Below are 15,587 nucleotides of genomic sequence, written 5' to 3' on the forward strand. Positions count from 1 at the left end.
CACCATGACGACCAGGCGCTTCGGGGTACGGCTTCTCGCGGTCGCGGCGGTGGTGACGCTCGGGGCCACCGCCTGCAGCGGCGGCGGACGGGAGCGGACCGACGACAGCGACTCCGGCGGCGGCAACGCCCCCGGCAGCTCCGGCTTCACCATCGCGTTCATCACCCACGAGACGCCCGGCGACACGTTCTGGGACAAGGTGAAGAACGGCGCGCAGCAGGCCGCCAAGGACACCGGGGTCACGCTCAAGTACTCCAACGACCCGGACGCCGCCAAGCAGGCGGTGCTGATCCAGAACGCGGTGGACTCCAAGGTCAGTGGCATCGCCACCACGCTGGTCACCCCGAACGCGCTGGCCGGTTCCGTCAAGGCGGCGACCGACGCGAAGATCCCGGTGGTCGGCTTCAACTCCGGCCTGGACCAGTACCGGCAGCTCGGCGCGCTGATGTACTTCGGGTCGGACGAGACGCTGGCCGGTCAGTCCGCCGGGCAGCGGATCGCCCAGGACGGCGGCAAGCACCCGCTGTGCGTCATCCAGCAGGCCGGGTCGGTGGCCCTGGAGGCCCGGTGCGCGGGCGTCAAGAGTGCCGTGCCGGGCTCGGAGAACATCCAGGTCAACGGCGCCGACGACGCGGCGGTCACGTCCACGCTGCAGGCGAAGCTGTCGCAGGACAAGTCCATCGACTACATCGTCACGCTGGGCGCGCCGCAGGCGGTGGACGCGATCAAGGCGATCGAGCAGGCGGGCAGCTCCGCCAAGATCGTCACCTTCGACCTCAACGCCCAGGTGGCTCAGGACATCCAGGACGGCAGGATCGAGTTCTCCATCGACCAGCAGCCGTACGTCCAGGGCTACCTGGCGGTCACGTCGCTCTACCTGAACCTGAAGAACGGCAACGACATCGGTGGCGGCAAGGCCGTGCTCACCGGACCGTCCTTCGTGGATGGAACGAACATCGCCACCATCCTGCCGTTCACCAAGAACAACACCCGCTGACCTTCTCCGGGATCGGAGTACAGCCATGAGCCACACCGTCCAGACGGCTCCGGCGCCGACGCCGTCGGAGCCCACCAACCGGGTCACCCTCGGGTGGACCAACCGGGTCCTCGCCCGGCCCGAGGTGGGCGCGCTCGTCGCGGCCGTCATCATCTTCGTCTTCTTCCTGTCGGCCGCGCCGTCGTTCCGCTCGGCCGAGTCGTTCTTCACCGTGCTCTACCAGTCGTCCACCATCGGCATCGTGGCGGTCGCCGTCGGCCTGCTGATGATCGGCGGCGAGTTCGACCTGTCGGCCGGCGTCATCGTCTACACCGGCGGCCTGGTGAACTCCATGCTGTGCTGGTACTTCGGCATGAACCTCTGGGTCGGCGCGCTGGTCTCGCTGGCGTTCTGTTTGGCCATCGGTTTCCTCAACGGCTATCTGGTGATGCGCACCGGCATCCCCAGCTTCCTGATCACCCTGGGTACGTTCTTCGTGCTGCAGGGCGCCAACCTCGGCGTCACCAAGCTGGTCACCGGTTCGGTGTCCAGCCCGGACATCAGCCGGATCGACGGGTACGACTCGCTCGGCGCGATCTTCTCGTCCAGCTTCAAGATCGGCCCGGTGACCGTGTGGATCACGGTGCTCTGGTGGCTGCTGTTCGTCGCCCTGGCGGCCTGGGTGCTGACCCGGACCCGGACCGGTAACTGGATCTACGCGGTCGGCGGTGCCCCGGACAGCGCCCGCGCGGTCGGCGTACCGGTGATCAAGACCAAGATCGGCCTGTTCATGACCGTGTCGTTCCTCGGCTGGTTCGTCGGGATGCACACGCTGTACCGGTTCAACACGCTGCAGGCCGGCAACGGCGTCGGCAACGAGTTCCTCTACATCATCGCCGCGGTGGTCGGCGGCACGCTGCTCACCGGCGGCTTCGGCAACGCGGTCGGCGTCGCGATCGGCGCCTTCATCTTCGGCATGACCAGCCTGGGCATCGTGTACGCCGGCTGGGACCCGAACTGGTTCCGGGCCTTCCTCGGCGTGATGCTGCTGCTCGCCGTCCTGGTCAACCTGTACGTCAAACGCCTCTCCACGGCGCGGAAGGTGGGATGACCGTGACCGACACCCTGGCCCAGCACGCCGACGCCAACCTCACCAAGGGCGAGCCGCTGATCGAGACCATCGGCATCGGCAAGAGTTACGGCGCGATCCGGGCACTGCGCGGCATCGACCTGCGGGTCAACGCCGGCGAGGTGACCTGCGTGCTCGGCGACAACGGCGCAGGCAAGTCGACGCTCATCAAGATCATGTCCGGGTTGCACCGGCACAGCGAGGGCACGCTCAAGGTGGACGGCCGCGAGATCACCCTCTCGTCCCCGCGGGAGGCCCTGGACCACGGCATCGCGACCGTGTACCAGGACCTCGCCGTGGTGCCGCTGATGGAGGTCTGGCGGAACTTCTTCCTCGGCTCCGAGCTGACCGGCGGGCGCTTCCCGCTGGCCCCGCTGAAGACCCGGCAGATGAAGCGGATCGCCGACGAGGAACTGCGCAAGATGGGCATCGTGGTCAAGAACATCGACCAGCCCATCGGCACCCTCTCCGGCGGCCAGCGGCAGTGCGTGGCGATCGCCCGCGCGGTCTACTTCGGTGCCCGGGTGCTGATCCTGGACGAGCCGACCGCCGCGCTCGGCGTCAAGCAGTCCGGCGTGGTGCTCAAGTACGTCGCGGCGGCCCGCGACGCCGGCCTCGGCGTCGTGTTCATCACCCACAACCCGCACCACGCGTACCTGGTCGGCGACCACTTCGTGATCCTGAAGCTGGGCACCACGGCCCTGGACCGCAACCGCGCCGACGTCACCCTCGACGAACTGACCACCCAGATGGCCGGCGGCGACGAACTCACCGAACTGTCCCACGAACTCGGCCGCTGAGAAGGGTGTGCGCATGCTGAGAGTCGGAGTGATCGGCACCGGGATGATCGGCCGGGACCACATCCGGCGGATGACCCGGGTCCTGGCCGGCGTCGAGGTGACCGCGGTGACCGACGTGGACACCGCGACCGCCCGGCAGGTCGCCGCGGGCCTGTCCGGCGCCACCGTGCACGCCAGCGGCACGGACCTGATCGCCGACCCGGCCGTCGACGCGGTGGTGGTCTGCTCCTGGGGACCCACCCACGAGCAGTACGTGCTCGGGTCGATCGCGGCCGGCAAACCGGTGTTCTGCGAGAAGCCGCTGGCCACCACGCAGCAGGCCTGCCTGCGGATCGTCGAGGCGGAGGTCGGGTACGGCGGCCGGCTGGTCCAGGTCGGCTACATGCGCCGGTACGACGAGGCGTACCGGGCCCTCAAGGCGGTGGTGGACACCGGCGAGCTCGGCGCCCCGCTGCTCATGCACTGCGCGCACCGCAACGCCGCCGTGCCCGGCTTCTACGAGAAGGAGTCGGCGATCACCGACACCGCGGTGCACGAGATCGACATGGTGCGCTGGATGTTCGGCGAGGAGGTCGCCGCCGCCCGGGTGCTGGTGCCGCGGCGCAGCCGCAACGGCGGCGACCTGCAGGACCCGCTGCTGCTGATCCTGGAGATGGCCGGCGGTGCCCTGGTCGACGTGGAGATCTCGGTGAACATCCGGTACGGCTACGACATTCGCGGTGAGGTGGTCGGCGAGAACGGCACCGCCGCGCTGGGCGAGCTGAGCCCGGTCACGGTGCGGCGCAACCAGCAGGTGGTGACCCCGGTGCCGGCCGACTGGCGGGAGCGGTTCCTCCGCGCGTACGACGTGGAGCTGCAGGAGTGGGTCGACGCGATCACCGGCGCCGGGGTGCCGCTCGGGCCCAGCGCGTGGGACGGGTACGCGGCCGCGGTGGTCTCCGACGCCGGGGTGGCCGCGCTGCGTTCCGGCGAACGGGTCGGCGTGACGCTCGCCGACCGGCCGAAGCTCTACACCGCGGAGGTGGCGGCGTGAGGATCGCGCTGGATCCGTACATGTTGCGCTCGGTGCCGTTGCTGGAGCTGCCCCGGGTGGTGGCCGGCCTGGGGTACCACCACCTCGAGCTGTCCCCGCGCGACGACTTCCTGCCGTTCTTCCTGCACCCGCGGGCCGACCGGGCGACGGTCGCCGCGTTCCGCCGGGAGCTGGCCGCGGCCGAGGTGCAGGTCGCCAGCGTGCTGCCGCTGTACAAGTGGTCCGGACCCGACGAGGACGAACGGCAGGCCGCGGTCCGGTACTGGAAGCGGGCCATCCAGATCACCGTGGATCTCGGCGTCACGGTGATGAACTCCGAGTTCAACGGCCGGCCGGAGCGGGCCGCGGCCAGCGAGGCGCAGTTCTGGCGCTCGCTGGAGGAACTGCTGCCGGTCTTCGAGCGCGAGGGGGTACGCCTGGTCCTGGAGCCGCACCCGGACGACTTCGTGGAGGACGGGGTGGCCGGCGTGAACCTGGTCAAGGGCATCGACTCCGACCTGGTCAGCTTCCTGTACTGCGCACCGCACACGTTCCACCAGGGCGGCGACCTGGCCGCGGTGATCCGGCACGCCGGACCGCTGCTGACCCAGGTGCACCTCGCCGACTCGTTCGACCACCGCGGTTCGTCCGGGCTCCGCTACATCGTCAACCCGCCCGGCTCCACCGTGCGCGTGCACCAGCACCTGGACATCGGCCAGGGCGAGGTGGACTGGGACCTGTTCTTCGGCACGCTCGCCGAGGTCGGGTTCGACGGCATCGCCACGGTCTGCGTGTTCGCCTGGGAGGAGCGAGCCGAACAGAGCGCCCGGCACAACCTGGCGCTGATCAACCAGTACCGGGAGAAGGCGGCCGCCGGGTCAGGCTGACGGCGGGGTGAGGCCGTAGGCCCGGATCACGGTCTGGTCGACCCGGTTGCCGGCGGTGTCGGCCGCCGTCGCCCGGAGCGAGACGTAGCCGCTCGCCGGGTGGGTGACCAGCCCGCTGCGTGCGTCGCCGGTGCCGGTGAGCGGCACCGCCGACCAGGTCGCGCCGTCGTCGAAGGACGCCTCCAGGCGAACCGTGGCGACGGCCGGGCTGGCCGGGTCGTGCCGCTCGACCCACAGCGCCAGCGGGAACGCGGCCCCGCCGGGCGCCCGGCCGTCGGCGTCGAGGGCGGCCCGGTACCGCACCGCGAGCAGCGGCACGGCGGGGCGCTCCCGGTCCGCCGGGAACGTCCACTCGATGTGCTGCCGCACCGCCAGGTCGGACCAGGGCGCGGCCCGGTAGGCGTCGACGGCCAGCCGCAGCGGCCCGTCCGGGACCGTGCCGGCGGGCAGGTGGCAGGCGCAGTGGCCGGGCCGGGGCTCGGTGTAGAGCAGCCGGCCGTCGGCGCCGGTCAGCCGGGTCTCGCCGGTGACGTACGGGTACGCCGGGTAGCTGCTGTCCAGCGGCGTGCTGTAGTGCCCCGGGCCGGCGTCCGCGAACAGCGGGATGCGGACCAGCAGCGTGTCGTCCGCCCAGAAGACGTACCCGGCGGTGCCCGGTTGCCGGTGCGCCACGGCCGGGCCGAGCGGGGCCCGGCCGAACGCCAGGGTGCCGGTGCCGGCGGTGCGGAACACCGCATTGACCGAGTACCGGTCGACGCCGGCCGCCGGGTCGCAGTCGCCGCCCATGAACTCGGTGGTCAGCGCCCAGAGGGGATCGGCGCCGGGGGAGAACGCGACGGTGAACGGCGGCCGGTCCGGCGGGCCCAGCGGGATCCGTTCGGTGTACTGCCACGGTGATCCGGACCGGGTCGCGCTCAGCTCCAGAGTCGCGCACGCCGGCCGGCCCTGCCCGGCCACGGTGACCGTGCGGACGGCCAGCTCGCGCACCCGCGCGGTGAACCGCAACCGGGGTGGCACGCCGTCGCGCAGGTCGCGCACGACGACGTACGCCTGCCGTGCGGTCGTCGCGCCGCCGCCGGTGAGCGTGGCGTAGATCCGGGCCCGGAGGCCGGGTGCGGCCGCGGTCGGCGTGAGGTAGGCGTCGATGTCCGCGGGCAGGCTGGCGGCGTACCGGATGGTGTGCCCGGGGGTGGGCTGGAGGAACTCGATCGCGCCGCCGTGCCGGCGGGCGCCGGGCCGGTCGACCCGGACGTCCACCCGCTCGGCGGTGCGGGCGTCCAGCACCAGCGCGGTGTCCCGGTCGAGCCGGATCCGGGGCAGCACGACGGTGCTGACCGAGTCCGGGTCGCGGGTCTGCACGAACCCGTACGCCTGGTAGGCGCCGGCCGGCAGGTGGACCGTGCCGGCGCCGTCCCGGACGCCGAACGGCATCTGCTCGCCGGTGGCCAGGTCGTACAGGTCGACCCAGGTGTCGGCGTCGGCCGGCGGCCGGCCGGTGCGGTCGATCAGGGTCAGGCTCAGCCGGTGGCCGGCGGTGGCCGCGACGGCCGGAACGGCCGGCGCGGCGATCAGCAGGACGAGGCCGGCGAGGCAGCGGCCGGCGCGCGATACGAACCTCCGCATGCCGTCATGGTTTCCGCCCCGGCCGCGAGATCACAATGTCCGACATCCGCCACCAGGGCGGCGCCGAGGGTCAGACGCCGGCCCGCCGGGCCGCGGCGAGCAGGTTCTCCGCCGCCATCCGCAGCCCCTCCACCTGCCCGAACTCCTGGTCCTCGTGCTCGATGTTGACCGCCATCTCCGGGTCGACGGCGTGCAGCGCGCGCAGGAACGGCACCCAGAAGTCCGCGACGCCGTGCCCGCGGCCGACCGCCACGAACTCCCAGGCCGGCCGGTCCGGCCACTGGTTCAGCGTGTTCCGGCCGCCCAGCCCGACCGGGTTCCGGTCGGCCGGCGTGCGGGTGAACCGGTCGTCCAGCACGCCGACCAGCCGGACGTTGTCCGGGTTGATCCGGGTGTCCTTGGCGGCGGCGTGGAACACCAGGTCGCCCAGGTGCTCGACGCAGGCCACCGGGTCCATGCCCTGCCAGAACAGGTGGCTGGGGTCCAGTTCGGCGCCGACGTGGGTGGCGTTCGTCTGCTCCACCAGGCGCTGCAGCGTGGGCGGGTTGAACACCAGGTTCTGCGGGTGCATCTCGATGCACACCTTGACGTCGGCGTCGGCCGCGCGGGCGGCGATGTCCCGCCAGAACGGGACCGCGATGTCGTGCCACTGGTGGTCCAGGATGTCCAGGTACTGGCTGTCCCACGGGTTCACCACCCAGTTCGCCACGGTGCCGCCCGGCTGGGCGGCGGGCAGGCCGGACATGGTGACCACCCGCCGTACCCCGAGCAGTGCGGCGACCTCGATCGCCCGCCGCAGGTCGGCGGCGTGCCGGGGGCCCACCTCGGGATCCGGGTTGAGCGGGTTGCCGTTGACGTTCAGGCCGGTCAGCGTGATCCCGGCCTGCGCGAACCGGCCCAGGTAGTCCTCCCGGGCGCCGGCGCTGGCCAGCAGGTCGCCGACCGGCAGGTGCGGGGCCGGGACGAACCCGCCGGCGTTGATCTCGGCGCCGGTCAGGCCCAGCTCGCCGAGGATCTTGAGGGTCTCGTCCAGGGAACGGTCGTGCAGGCAGGCGGTGTACGCGCCGAGTTTCATCGGGGGGCCTTTCTAGACGGAGTCAGAAATTTGCATGGGTTTTCCGCCGCGGGTGGGCTCAGGCTTGTCGGTGGCGGCCACGACCGCTTCGAGGACCTTGAGGTTGTGCAGGCCGTGCGCCATGTCCGGGCACGGCGGCAGCCGGTCCAGGCCGGCGATCTGGTCCAGGAACGCGCGGGCCTGGAAGACGAAGAGGTCGTTCTGCCCGTGGCCCACGGTGGGGAAGTCCATCGGCAGGCCACCGCCGAGGTACGGGTGCCACGGCCCGAGCGGCACCGTGCGGACGCCGTTGACCGGCTGGGCCGGGCCGCCGTCGACGATGCTGAACTCGGCCGGCCGGGTGAGGTCGAACGAGGCGGTGCCGTTCTCGCAGAACAGGTCCAGCTTCAGCGTGTTGGCGTGCCCGTACGCCACCCGGGACAGGGCGAACGTGCCCACCGCGCCGCCCGGGTAGCTCGCGGTGAAGGTGCAGATGTCCTCGTTCTCCACCGGCACCCGGTCGGCGCTGACCCGGACCCCGCCGGCGTGGCCGACCGCGACGCCGAGCGGCCGGGGCCGGTCGGTGACCAGCGTCGCCATCGTGGTGCCCTGCACCCCGGCGGTCGCGCCGCAGAAGAACTCGGCCAGGTCGGTCAGGTGGCTGCCGATGTCGGCGAGCACGCCGGAGCCCGGGCCGCCCCGGTAGCGCCAGCTCATCGGGCGGTCCGGGTCGACGCCGTAGTCGCACCAGTAGTTGCCGACCAGGTGCCGGACCGGCCCCAGCCCGCCCTCGGTGACCTGCTGCCGGATCGCGCTGATCGCGGGGGAGCGGCGGAACGTGAAGCCGACCGCGTTCACCACGCCCGGGGCGGACTCGGCGGCGTCCACCATGGCCTGGGCGTCCGCCACGCTGGGCGCGAGCGGCTTCTCGCAGAGCACGTGCTTGCCGGCGGCGAGCGCGGCCTCGGTGATCTCCCGGTGCAGGCCGTTGGCGACGGCCACGCTGACCGCGTCCACGTCCGGCGCATCGATCACCGCCCGCCAGTCCGTCTCGGCGCGGGCGAAGCCGTACCGCCGGGCGGCGTCGGTGGCGAACGGCGCGTGCACGTCCGCGACGGCGACCAGGCGGGCCGCCGGCGCGTCGAGGTCGTAGACGGTGGCGGCGTTGCGGTAGGCGGCGGCGTGGGCGCGGCCGACCATGCCCGCGCCGATCACGGCCACGCCGACGGGTGCAGATGCCATGGGGGTCCTCCGGGCTGCTGCGAACGCGCGTTTAAAGCGCTTTAATAGCGAGTACTATCCGAGGTGACTTCGATGGATGTCAAGGTTTCGCGGGGGGTCGATCGGTGGATCAACGTCCACGGCTGGAGGACGTCGCGGCGCGCGTGGGCGTCTCCACCGCGTCGGTGTCGCTGGTGCTGCGCGGCGCGCCCGGCCCCAGCGAGGCCACCCGGCGGCGGGTGCTGGAGGCGGCCGCCGCCCTCGGCTACCGGGCCGACCGCTCGGCCAGCATGCTCGCCCGGCGGCGCCGGCACCTGCTCGGCGTGATGCTCGACGTGCGCAGCCCGTTCCACGCCGAGCTGGCCGAGGAGATCCAGGTCGAGGCGGACCGGATCGGGTACGAGGTGGTGCTGTCCACGCTGACCCGCAGCCACGACGAGCAGCGCGCGCTGTCCACCCTGCTGGACTTCCGGTGCGAGGCGTTGCTGCTGCTCGGCCCGGAGTCACCGGACGTGGCGCTGGGCAAGCTGGCCGCCCAGGTGCCGGTGGTGTCGATCGGCCGGCGGGCCCGGGACCCCGGCGTCGACGTGGTGCGCACCGCCGACGACGCGGGCGTCGCCGCGGCGCTCGAGCACCTGATCGGTCTCGGACACCGGCGCATCGCGTTCGTGGACGGCGGTCGCGGCGCGATCGCCGCCGTCCGCCGGCGCGGCTACCGCACCGCGATGCGGCGGGCCTCGCTCGACCCGCTGGTCGTGCCCGGCGACCACACCGAGGAGGGCGGCATCCTGGCCGGCCGGCTGCTGGCCGCGGCACCGGACCGGCCGACCGCCGTGGTCGCCTCCAACGACCGCTGCGCGGTGGGCCTGCTGGACGTGTTCGGCCGGGCCGGCATCGGCGTGCCGGCGCAGGTCTCCGTCGTCGGGTACGACGACAGCACGCTCGCCCGCCTCGTCCACGTCGACCTGACCACGGTCAACCAGGACGCGCCCGCGCAGGCGCGGCGGGCCGTGGCCGCCGCGGTGTCCCGGCTCGACGAGGGGCGTACCGAACGGGTCGAGGTGGTCCTGCGCCCCCGGCTCGTGGTCCGCGGCAGCACCGGGCCCGCCTGAGCCGTCCGGTGCGGCGGGTCAGCGGCCGGGTGCGCGCAGCCCGTGGAACGCGATCGCGGTGACCGCGTCGGCCATCGCCGCGCCGTTGCCCCGGTGCGGCTGGTACCACTCGGCGAGCGAGTTGACCATGCCGAACAGCAGCCGGGCGGTGGTCGAGGGATCGATGTCCGGCCGCAGATCGCCCTCGGTCTGCGCCTGCTTCACCACCTCGGTGACCCGGGCGTCGAACTCCCGGCGCCGCAGCAGGGCCCGCTGCTCGACCTCGGTGTTGCCGCGCACCCGCAGCAGCAGCGTGACGAACTCCAGCCGCTCGGCCAGCACCAGCACGCTGCGGCGCAGCAGCACCTCCAGGCGGTGCACGGCCGGGGCGTCCAGCGCGTCCACCTCGTCGGCGGCCTCGAACAGCCCGTCCAGCGCGTGGTCGGTCGCCATCCGCAGCAGTTCCTGCTTGCCGGTCACGTGGTGGTAGATGCTGGACTTGGTGATCCCCAGGCGTTCGGCCAGGTCACCCATGCTGGTGGCCTCGTAACCGCGCTCGTTGAACAGCCGTACCGCGGCGGTCAGCACCGCATCCTGGTTGTGACCCGGGCGGCCCCGGCGCCGCGCCGCCGGACCCCCGCTCTCCTGTCGTGCCATATCCCACGTGACCCTTGATTTACCGAACGAACGGACGGTAGATATTGAGGTACAGCCAACCGCACAGGAGCGCGAATGACAACCCCGACGCAGTGGTACGAAACTCATCGCGACCTGCTCGACCGGGCCGTCCAGGCAGCCGCCGCGCGGGACTACTGGTCCGCCTACCCGGAGTCGCCCAGCCGCTCGGTCTACGGCGAGGACGCCGCCGCGGCGGGCGAGCGGGCGTTCCGGGCGCTGCTGGACACCGACTTCCCGCTGACCCTGCCGGGCACCACCGGCACGGTGGCCACCGAGCACTCGCCGTACGGTCTCGAGCTGCACGTGCGGTATCCGCGGGCGGACCCGTCCGCGCTGATCGCCGCCGCCCGCGCCGCCGTCCCGGCCTGGCGCGCGGTGGGTCCGCACGGGCGGGCCGGCGTCGCCGCCGAGATCCTGCGGCGGATCAACGCCCGGTCCTTCGAGATGGCGCACGCGGTGCAGCACACCACCGGGCAGGCGTTCGTGATGGCGTTCCAGGCCGGCGGCCCGCACGCGCAGGACCGCGGCCTCGAGGCGGTGGCCGGTGCGCTGGCCGCGTCCACCCGGCTGCCGGCCGCCGCGACCTGGACCAAACCGCAGCGCGGCGGCGACCCGCTGCGGATGGCCACCAGCACCACCGTGGTGGGCCGGGGTGTGGCGCTGGTGATCGGCTGCAACACGTTCCCCACCTGGAACAGCTATCCCGGCCTGTTCGCCAGCCTGGTCACCGGCAACGCGGTGATCGTCAAACCGCACCCGCGCGCCGTGCTGCCCCTGGCCCTGACCGTGCGGATCGCCCGCGAGGTGCTCGCCGAGGCGGGCCAGGACCCCGAGCTGGTGACGCTCGCGGCCGAGGAGCCGGGCGACGGCGTGGCCGCCACTCTCGCCACCCACCCCGACGTGCGCATCGTCGACTTCACCGGCTCCAGCGAGTTCGGCAACTGGCTCGAGGCCAACGCCCGCCAGGCCGTGGTCTACACCGAGAAGGCCGGGCTCAACACGGTCGTGCTGGACTCCACCGACGACTACCGCGGCCTGCTGCGCAACCTGGCGTTCTCGCTCTCGCTGTACAGCGGCCAGATGTGCACCACCCCGCAGAACCTGCTGGTCCCGGCGGACGGCATCGACACCGGCGCCGGGCGGCGCAGCCCGGACGAGTTCGCCGCCGACCTGTCCGAGGCGCTGGACAAGCTGCTCGGCGACCCGAAGCGCGCGGCCGGCACGCTCGGCGCCATCGTCAACGACGGGGTGCTGGCCCGGATCGCCGAGGCCGGGACCGCGCCGCACGTGGTGCACCCGTCCGCCGCGGTCACCGACCCGCAGTGGCCGGACGCCACCGTCCGTACCCCCGTGGTGGTCCGGCTGGACGCCGCCGACGAGAAGTTCTACACCCGGGAGTGGTTCGGCCCGGTCTCGTTCGTGATCGCCACCGAGTCCACCGGGCACAGCCTGCGGCTGTTCACCGAGACGGTCCGGCACCACGGCGCGCTCACCGCCGCGGTCCACTCCACCTCGCCGGAGGTGCTCGCGGCCGCCCGGGAAGCGGCGCTGGACGCCGGCGTGCACCTCTCCGAGAACCTCACCGGCGGCGTGTTCGTCAACCAGACCGCGGCGTTCAGCGACCTGCACGGCACCGCGGCGAACCCGGCCGCCACCGCCTCGCTGACCGACGACCACTTCGTCACCGGCCGGTTCTTCCTCCTGCAGTCCCGGCACCATGCCTGAGTCCGGCGCCGGGGGACCGGTGGTCCTGGTCGAGGAGGCGGCCGACCGGACGGTGGTGACACTGCACCGGCCCGACGTCCGCAACGCGATCAACGAGGCCATGGTCCGGGAGCTGCACGACGTCTGCGCCCGGCTGGAGGACCGGCCCAGGCTGCTGCTGCTCACCGGCGCCGGTGGCACGTTCGCGGCCGGAGCGGACATCGGCGAGCTGCGCGAGCGCGGGCGGGACCAGGCGTTGCAGGGCATCAACAGCCGGCTGTTCGACCGGATCGCCCGGCTGCCGCTGCCCACCGTGGCGGCGGTGGACGGATACGCCCTGGGCGGCGGCGCGGAACTCGCGTACGCCTGCGACGTCCGGCTGGCCTCGCCGTCCGCCCGGTTCGGCAATCCGGAACCGGGGCTGGGCATCCTGGCCGCCGCGGGCGCCTGCTGGCGGCTGCGGGACCTGGTCGGCGCGTCGGTGGCCAAGCAGGTGCTGCTGGCCGGGCGGCGGCTGGACGCCGAGGAGGCGCACCGGCTGGGCCTGGTGGCCGAGGTGGTGCCGTCCGCCGGCCTGCTCACCCGCGCGCACGCGCTGCTCGACCGGATGTCCCGTTCCGGCGCGCTGGCGCTGCGGCTCACCAAGCTGGTCGCGGACGCGCCCGGCGGCCACCCGGTGGTCGACGACCTGGCGCAGGCGGTGCTGTTCGAGTCCGGCGACAAGGACGCCCGGATGGACGCGTTCCTGGCCGGGGAGCGGGTCGCCACACCGGGGAGGACGTCATGACCACCGAACAGGTCTTCGCTTCGACCATCGAGAGGGACCAGCGGGTCGAGCCGCGCGACTGGATGCCCGACGGCTACCGCCGGACGATGATCCGGCAGATCGCCCAGCACGCCCACTCGGAGATCATCGGCATGCAGCCGGAGGGGGAGTGGATCACCCGGGCGCCGTCGCTGCGCCGCAAGGCGATCCTGCTCGCCAAGGTGCAGGACGAGGCCGGCCACGGGCTCTACCTGTACTCCGCCGCGGAGACGCTGGGCGCGGACCGCGGCGACCTGACCCGGCGGCTGATCGAGGGACGGCAGAAGTACTCGTCCATCTTCAACTATCCGACCCGGACGTTCGCCGACGTGGGCGTGATCGGCTGGCTGGTCGACGGCGCGGCGATCTGCAACCAGGTGCCGTTGTGCCGTAGTTCCTACGGGCCGTACGCACGGGCGATGATCCGGATCTGCAAGGAGGAGTCGTTCCACCAGCGGCAGGGCTACGAGCTGCTGATGACCATGATGCGGGGCACGCCGGAGCAGCGCGCGATGGTGCAGGACGCCACCGACCGCTGGTGGTGGCCGTCGCTGATGATGTTCGGGCCGCCGGACGCCGACTCGCCGAACACCGCGCAGTCGATGGCCTGGAAGGTCAAGCGGCACACCAACGACGAACTGCGGCAGCGGTTCGTGGACATGACGGTGCCGCAGGCCGAGGCGCTGGGCGTGACGCTGCCCGATCCGGAGCTGGCCTGGAACGCCGAGCGCGGCCACTACGACTTCGGCACCCCGGACTGGGCCGAGCTCAAGCGGGTGATCTCCGGGGACGGCCCGCTCAACGCGCAGCGGATCGCGCACCGGCGGCGGGCCGACGAGGAGGGCGCATGGGTACGCGAGGCGGCCGCGGCGCACGCGGCGAAGCGGGCGACCGGGAGGGCGGCGACGTGACCGAACAGATCCGGCACGAGTGGCCGCTGTTCGAGGTGTTCGTGCGGGCCAAGCGCGGCCTCAACCACGTGCACGTGGGTTCGCTGCGGGCCGCCGACCACCGGATGGCGCTGCACCACGCCCGGGACCTGTACACCCGGCGCAACGAGGGGGTCAGCATCTGGGTGGTGCGCTCCGACGACGTGGCGTCCTCCGGTCCCGGCGACAAGGAGGCATTCTTCGAGCCGAGCGCGGACAAGGCGTACCGGCATCCGACGTACTACGCCATCCCCGACTCCGTACCGCACATCTGAGGCCGCGATGTCCTTCGACGACGCCTACCAGGCGCTCACCGACCACGACGACGATGCGCGGTGGGCGTACGGGACCGGCTTCACCGACCCGCTCGCCGGCGTGCCCACCGACGTACCGGACGGCGCCGACCCCGGCGACCTGACCGCGTACTGCCTGATGCTCGGCGACGACGCGCTGGTGCTGTCGCACCGGCTGCAGCAGTGGGTGACCCGCGCGCCCGAGCTGGAGGACGAGCTGGCCGTCGCGAACATCGCGCTCGACCTGCTGGGCCAGGCCCGGCTGCTGCTGTCCCGGGCCGGCGCGGTGGAGGGCGCGGGCCGCGACGAGGACGCGCTCGCCTACCACCGGGACGCGGGCGACTTCCGCAACGTGCTGCTGGCCGAACGCGCCGACGCCGACTTCGCGCACCTGGTGGCGCGGCTGCTGGTGTTCGCGACGTGGCGGCTGGCGCTGCTGGACCGGCTGTCCGCGTCGGGTGATCCGGTGCTGGCCGCGGTCGCCGCGAAGGGCGTCAAGGAGGTGACCTACCACCGCGAGTACGCCGCCGGGTGGGTGGTCCGGCTCGGCGACGGCACCGAGCTGTCGCACCGGCGGATGAGCGACGCGATGGCCGCGGTGGCGCCGCTGACCGGCGAACTGTTCCGGGCGCATCCGGTGGAGGCGCGCCTGGCCGGGGCGGGGATCGCGGTCGACCCCGGTGCGCTCCGTCCCGAGTTCGACGCGGTCCTCGCCCAGGTCTGCGCGGCCGGCACGCTGACCGTGCCGGCGGCCGACCCGGCGGACCCGGCCGGCCCGGCGGGCCGCCACGGCGTGCACGGCGACGGGCTGGCCGCCGTGCTCGGCGAGCTGCAGGCGGTGGCCCGGTCCCTGCCGGGGAGCACCTGGTGAGCCGCGCCGCCGCCACGGTCGCCGCCACGGTGACCGACCCGGAGCTGCCCATGCTGACGCTGGCCGACCTCGGCATCCTGCGCGACGTCGAGGAGGACGCCGGCCGGGTGGTCGTCTCGATCACGCCCACCTACTCGGGTTGCCCGGCGATGGACGCGATCCGCGCCGACCTGGTCGCCGCGCTGCGCCGCGCCGGATATCCGCGGGTGGAGGTGCGTACCGTGCTGACCCCGGCCTGGACCACCGACTGGATCACCGAGGCCGGGCGCCGCAAGCTGGCCGCCGCCGGGATCTCGCCGCCCGGCCCGGCGCCGCGCCGGGCCCCCGGGCCGGTGCCGCTGGTGCTCGCCCCAGCGCCCGGTGCGGCCGCGTGCCCGCACTGCGGGCACGCCGCCACCGAGCCGGTGGGCGCGGGGCGGGGCCCCCCGGGGCGGGGGGGGGGGGGGGGGCGGGCCGGGGGGGGGGGGCGGCGCGGGGACGGCGGGCGGCCGGCCGCCCGGACGTGGGAACCCGG

15 protein-coding genes and 1 pseudogene are annotated in these 15,587 nt (G+C 73.2%); 12 read left to right on the plus strand and 4 right to left on the minus strand.

From position 1 onward, the window contains the following. The first annotated feature begins 4 nt into the window (after nucleotides 1-4). Genes LDL48_RS14375 through LDL48_RS14395 form a run of 5 tightly spaced genes read left to right on the plus strand, consistent with a single transcriptional unit; the run spans nucleotide 5 to nucleotide 4,804 of the window. On the plus strand, nucleotides 5-997 hold the full coding sequence (locus tag LDL48_RS14375) for a sugar ABC transporter substrate-binding protein (RefSeq protein WP_225255598.1): 993 nt from the start codon (nucleotides 5-7) through the stop codon (nucleotides 995-997). 25 nt (nucleotides 998-1,022) lie between these two features. After that, complete coding sequence (locus LDL48_RS14380; protein WP_225255599.1) at nucleotides 1,023-2,087, plus strand: ABC transporter permease; 1,065 nt, start codon at nucleotides 1,023-1,025, stop codon at nucleotides 2,085-2,087. Nucleotides 2,088-2,089: 2 nt separating this feature from the next. Then, complete coding sequence (locus LDL48_RS14385) at nucleotides 2,090-2,905, plus strand: ATP-binding cassette domain-containing protein (RefSeq protein WP_225255600.1); 816 nt, start codon at nucleotides 2,090-2,092, stop codon at nucleotides 2,903-2,905. A 13-nt stretch (nucleotides 2,906-2,918) separates the two neighbouring features. Then, entirely contained in the window at nucleotides 2,919-3,938 is a 1,020-nt protein-coding gene (locus LDL48_RS14390) for a Gfo/Idh/MocA family oxidoreductase (RefSeq protein ID WP_225255601.1), read from the plus strand. Further along, nucleotides 3,935-4,804, plus strand: coding sequence for a sugar phosphate isomerase/epimerase family protein (locus tag LDL48_RS14395; RefSeq protein ID WP_225255602.1), 870 nt, complete (start codon nucleotides 3,935-3,937; stop codon nucleotides 4,802-4,804). Before LDL48_RS14390 ends, LDL48_RS14395 begins: the two co-directional genes overlap by 4 nt. Here the strand turns inward: LDL48_RS14395 and LDL48_RS14400 are convergent. The 3 genes from LDL48_RS14400 to LDL48_RS14410 all read right to left on the minus strand — a co-directional run bounded on the left by LDL48_RS14400 (nucleotide 4,796) and on the right by LDL48_RS14410 (nucleotide 8,723). Next, nucleotides 4,796-6,427 carry a hypothetical protein gene (locus LDL48_RS14400; RefSeq protein WP_225255603.1) on the minus strand — a complete coding sequence of 544 codons (1,632 nt, stop codon included), beginning with the start codon at nucleotides 6,425-6,427 and terminating at the stop codon, nucleotides 4,796-4,798. The two genes, LDL48_RS14395 and LDL48_RS14400, sit on opposite strands and share 9 nt — an antisense overlap. A gap of 70 nt (nucleotides 6,428-6,497) precedes the next feature. Further along, nucleotides 6,498-7,502 (minus strand): sugar phosphate isomerase/epimerase family protein, encoded by a 1,005-nt coding sequence (locus tag LDL48_RS14405; protein WP_225255604.1) that lies wholly within the window; start codon nucleotides 7,500-7,502, stop codon nucleotides 6,498-6,500. Nucleotides 7,503-7,514: 12 nt separating this feature from the next. After that, on the minus strand, nucleotides 7,515-8,723 hold the full coding sequence (locus LDL48_RS14410) for a Gfo/Idh/MocA family protein (RefSeq protein ID WP_225255605.1): 1,209 nt from the start codon (nucleotides 8,721-8,723) through the stop codon (nucleotides 7,515-7,517). Between the two features lie 104 nt (nucleotides 8,724-8,827). Between LDL48_RS14410 and LDL48_RS14415 the strand changes: the two genes are divergently transcribed. Continuing rightward, a complete protein-coding gene (locus LDL48_RS14415; RefSeq protein WP_225255606.1) occupies nucleotides 8,828-9,814 on the plus strand; it encodes a LacI family DNA-binding transcriptional regulator in 987 nt (328 codons plus the stop codon). 18 nt (nucleotides 9,815-9,832) lie between these two features. Here LDL48_RS14415 and LDL48_RS14420 read toward each other — a convergent pair whose 3' ends face one another. Beyond that, a complete protein-coding gene (locus tag LDL48_RS14420) occupies nucleotides 9,833-10,450 on the minus strand; it encodes a TetR/AcrR family transcriptional regulator (RefSeq protein ID WP_225255607.1) in 618 nt (205 codons plus the stop codon). Between the two features lie 75 nt (nucleotides 10,451-10,525). Here LDL48_RS14420 and paaN point away from each other — a divergent pair, with 75 nt between their 5' ends. The 6 genes and pseudogenes from paaN to paaD form a co-directional block, all read left to right on the plus strand. Next, nucleotides 10,526-12,196 carry a phenylacetic acid degradation protein PaaN gene (gene paaN, locus LDL48_RS14425; RefSeq protein ID WP_225255608.1) on the plus strand — a complete coding sequence of 557 codons (1,671 nt, stop codon included), beginning with the start codon at nucleotides 10,526-10,528 and terminating at the stop codon, nucleotides 12,194-12,196. Further along, on the plus strand, nucleotides 12,189-12,962 hold the full coding sequence (locus LDL48_RS14430) for an enoyl-CoA hydratase/isomerase family protein (RefSeq protein ID WP_225255609.1): 774 nt from the start codon (nucleotides 12,189-12,191) through the stop codon (nucleotides 12,960-12,962). Before paaN ends, LDL48_RS14430 begins: the two co-directional genes overlap by 8 nt. Beyond that, a complete protein-coding gene (gene paaA, locus LDL48_RS14435) occupies nucleotides 12,959-13,891 on the plus strand; it encodes a 1,2-phenylacetyl-CoA epoxidase subunit PaaA (protein WP_225255610.1) in 933 nt (310 codons plus the stop codon). Before LDL48_RS14430 ends, paaA begins: the two co-directional genes overlap by 4 nt. Next, complete coding sequence (gene paaB, locus LDL48_RS14440; protein WP_225255611.1) at nucleotides 13,888-14,184, plus strand: 1,2-phenylacetyl-CoA epoxidase subunit PaaB; 297 nt, start codon at nucleotides 13,888-13,890, stop codon at nucleotides 14,182-14,184. Before paaA ends, paaB begins: the two co-directional genes overlap by 4 nt. Nucleotides 14,185-14,191: 7 nt before the next feature. Further along, nucleotides 14,192-15,073, plus strand: coding sequence for a 1,2-phenylacetyl-CoA epoxidase subunit PaaC (gene paaC, locus LDL48_RS14445; protein WP_225255612.1), 882 nt, complete (start codon nucleotides 14,192-14,194; stop codon nucleotides 15,071-15,073). Further along, nucleotides 15,070-15,480: pseudogene (paaD, locus tag LDL48_RS14450) on the plus strand (1,2-phenylacetyl-CoA epoxidase subunit PaaD); the annotation flags it as partial. The gene paaC and the pseudogene paaD, both read left to right, overlap by 4 nt. Nucleotides 15,481-15,587 lie beyond the last annotated feature (107 nt).

It is taken from the genome of Jidongwangia harbinensis (genome assembly GCF_020216025.1).
Classification (GTDB): domain Bacteria; phylum Actinomycetota; class Actinomycetes; order Mycobacteriales; family Micromonosporaceae; genus Actinoplanes; species Actinoplanes harbinensis.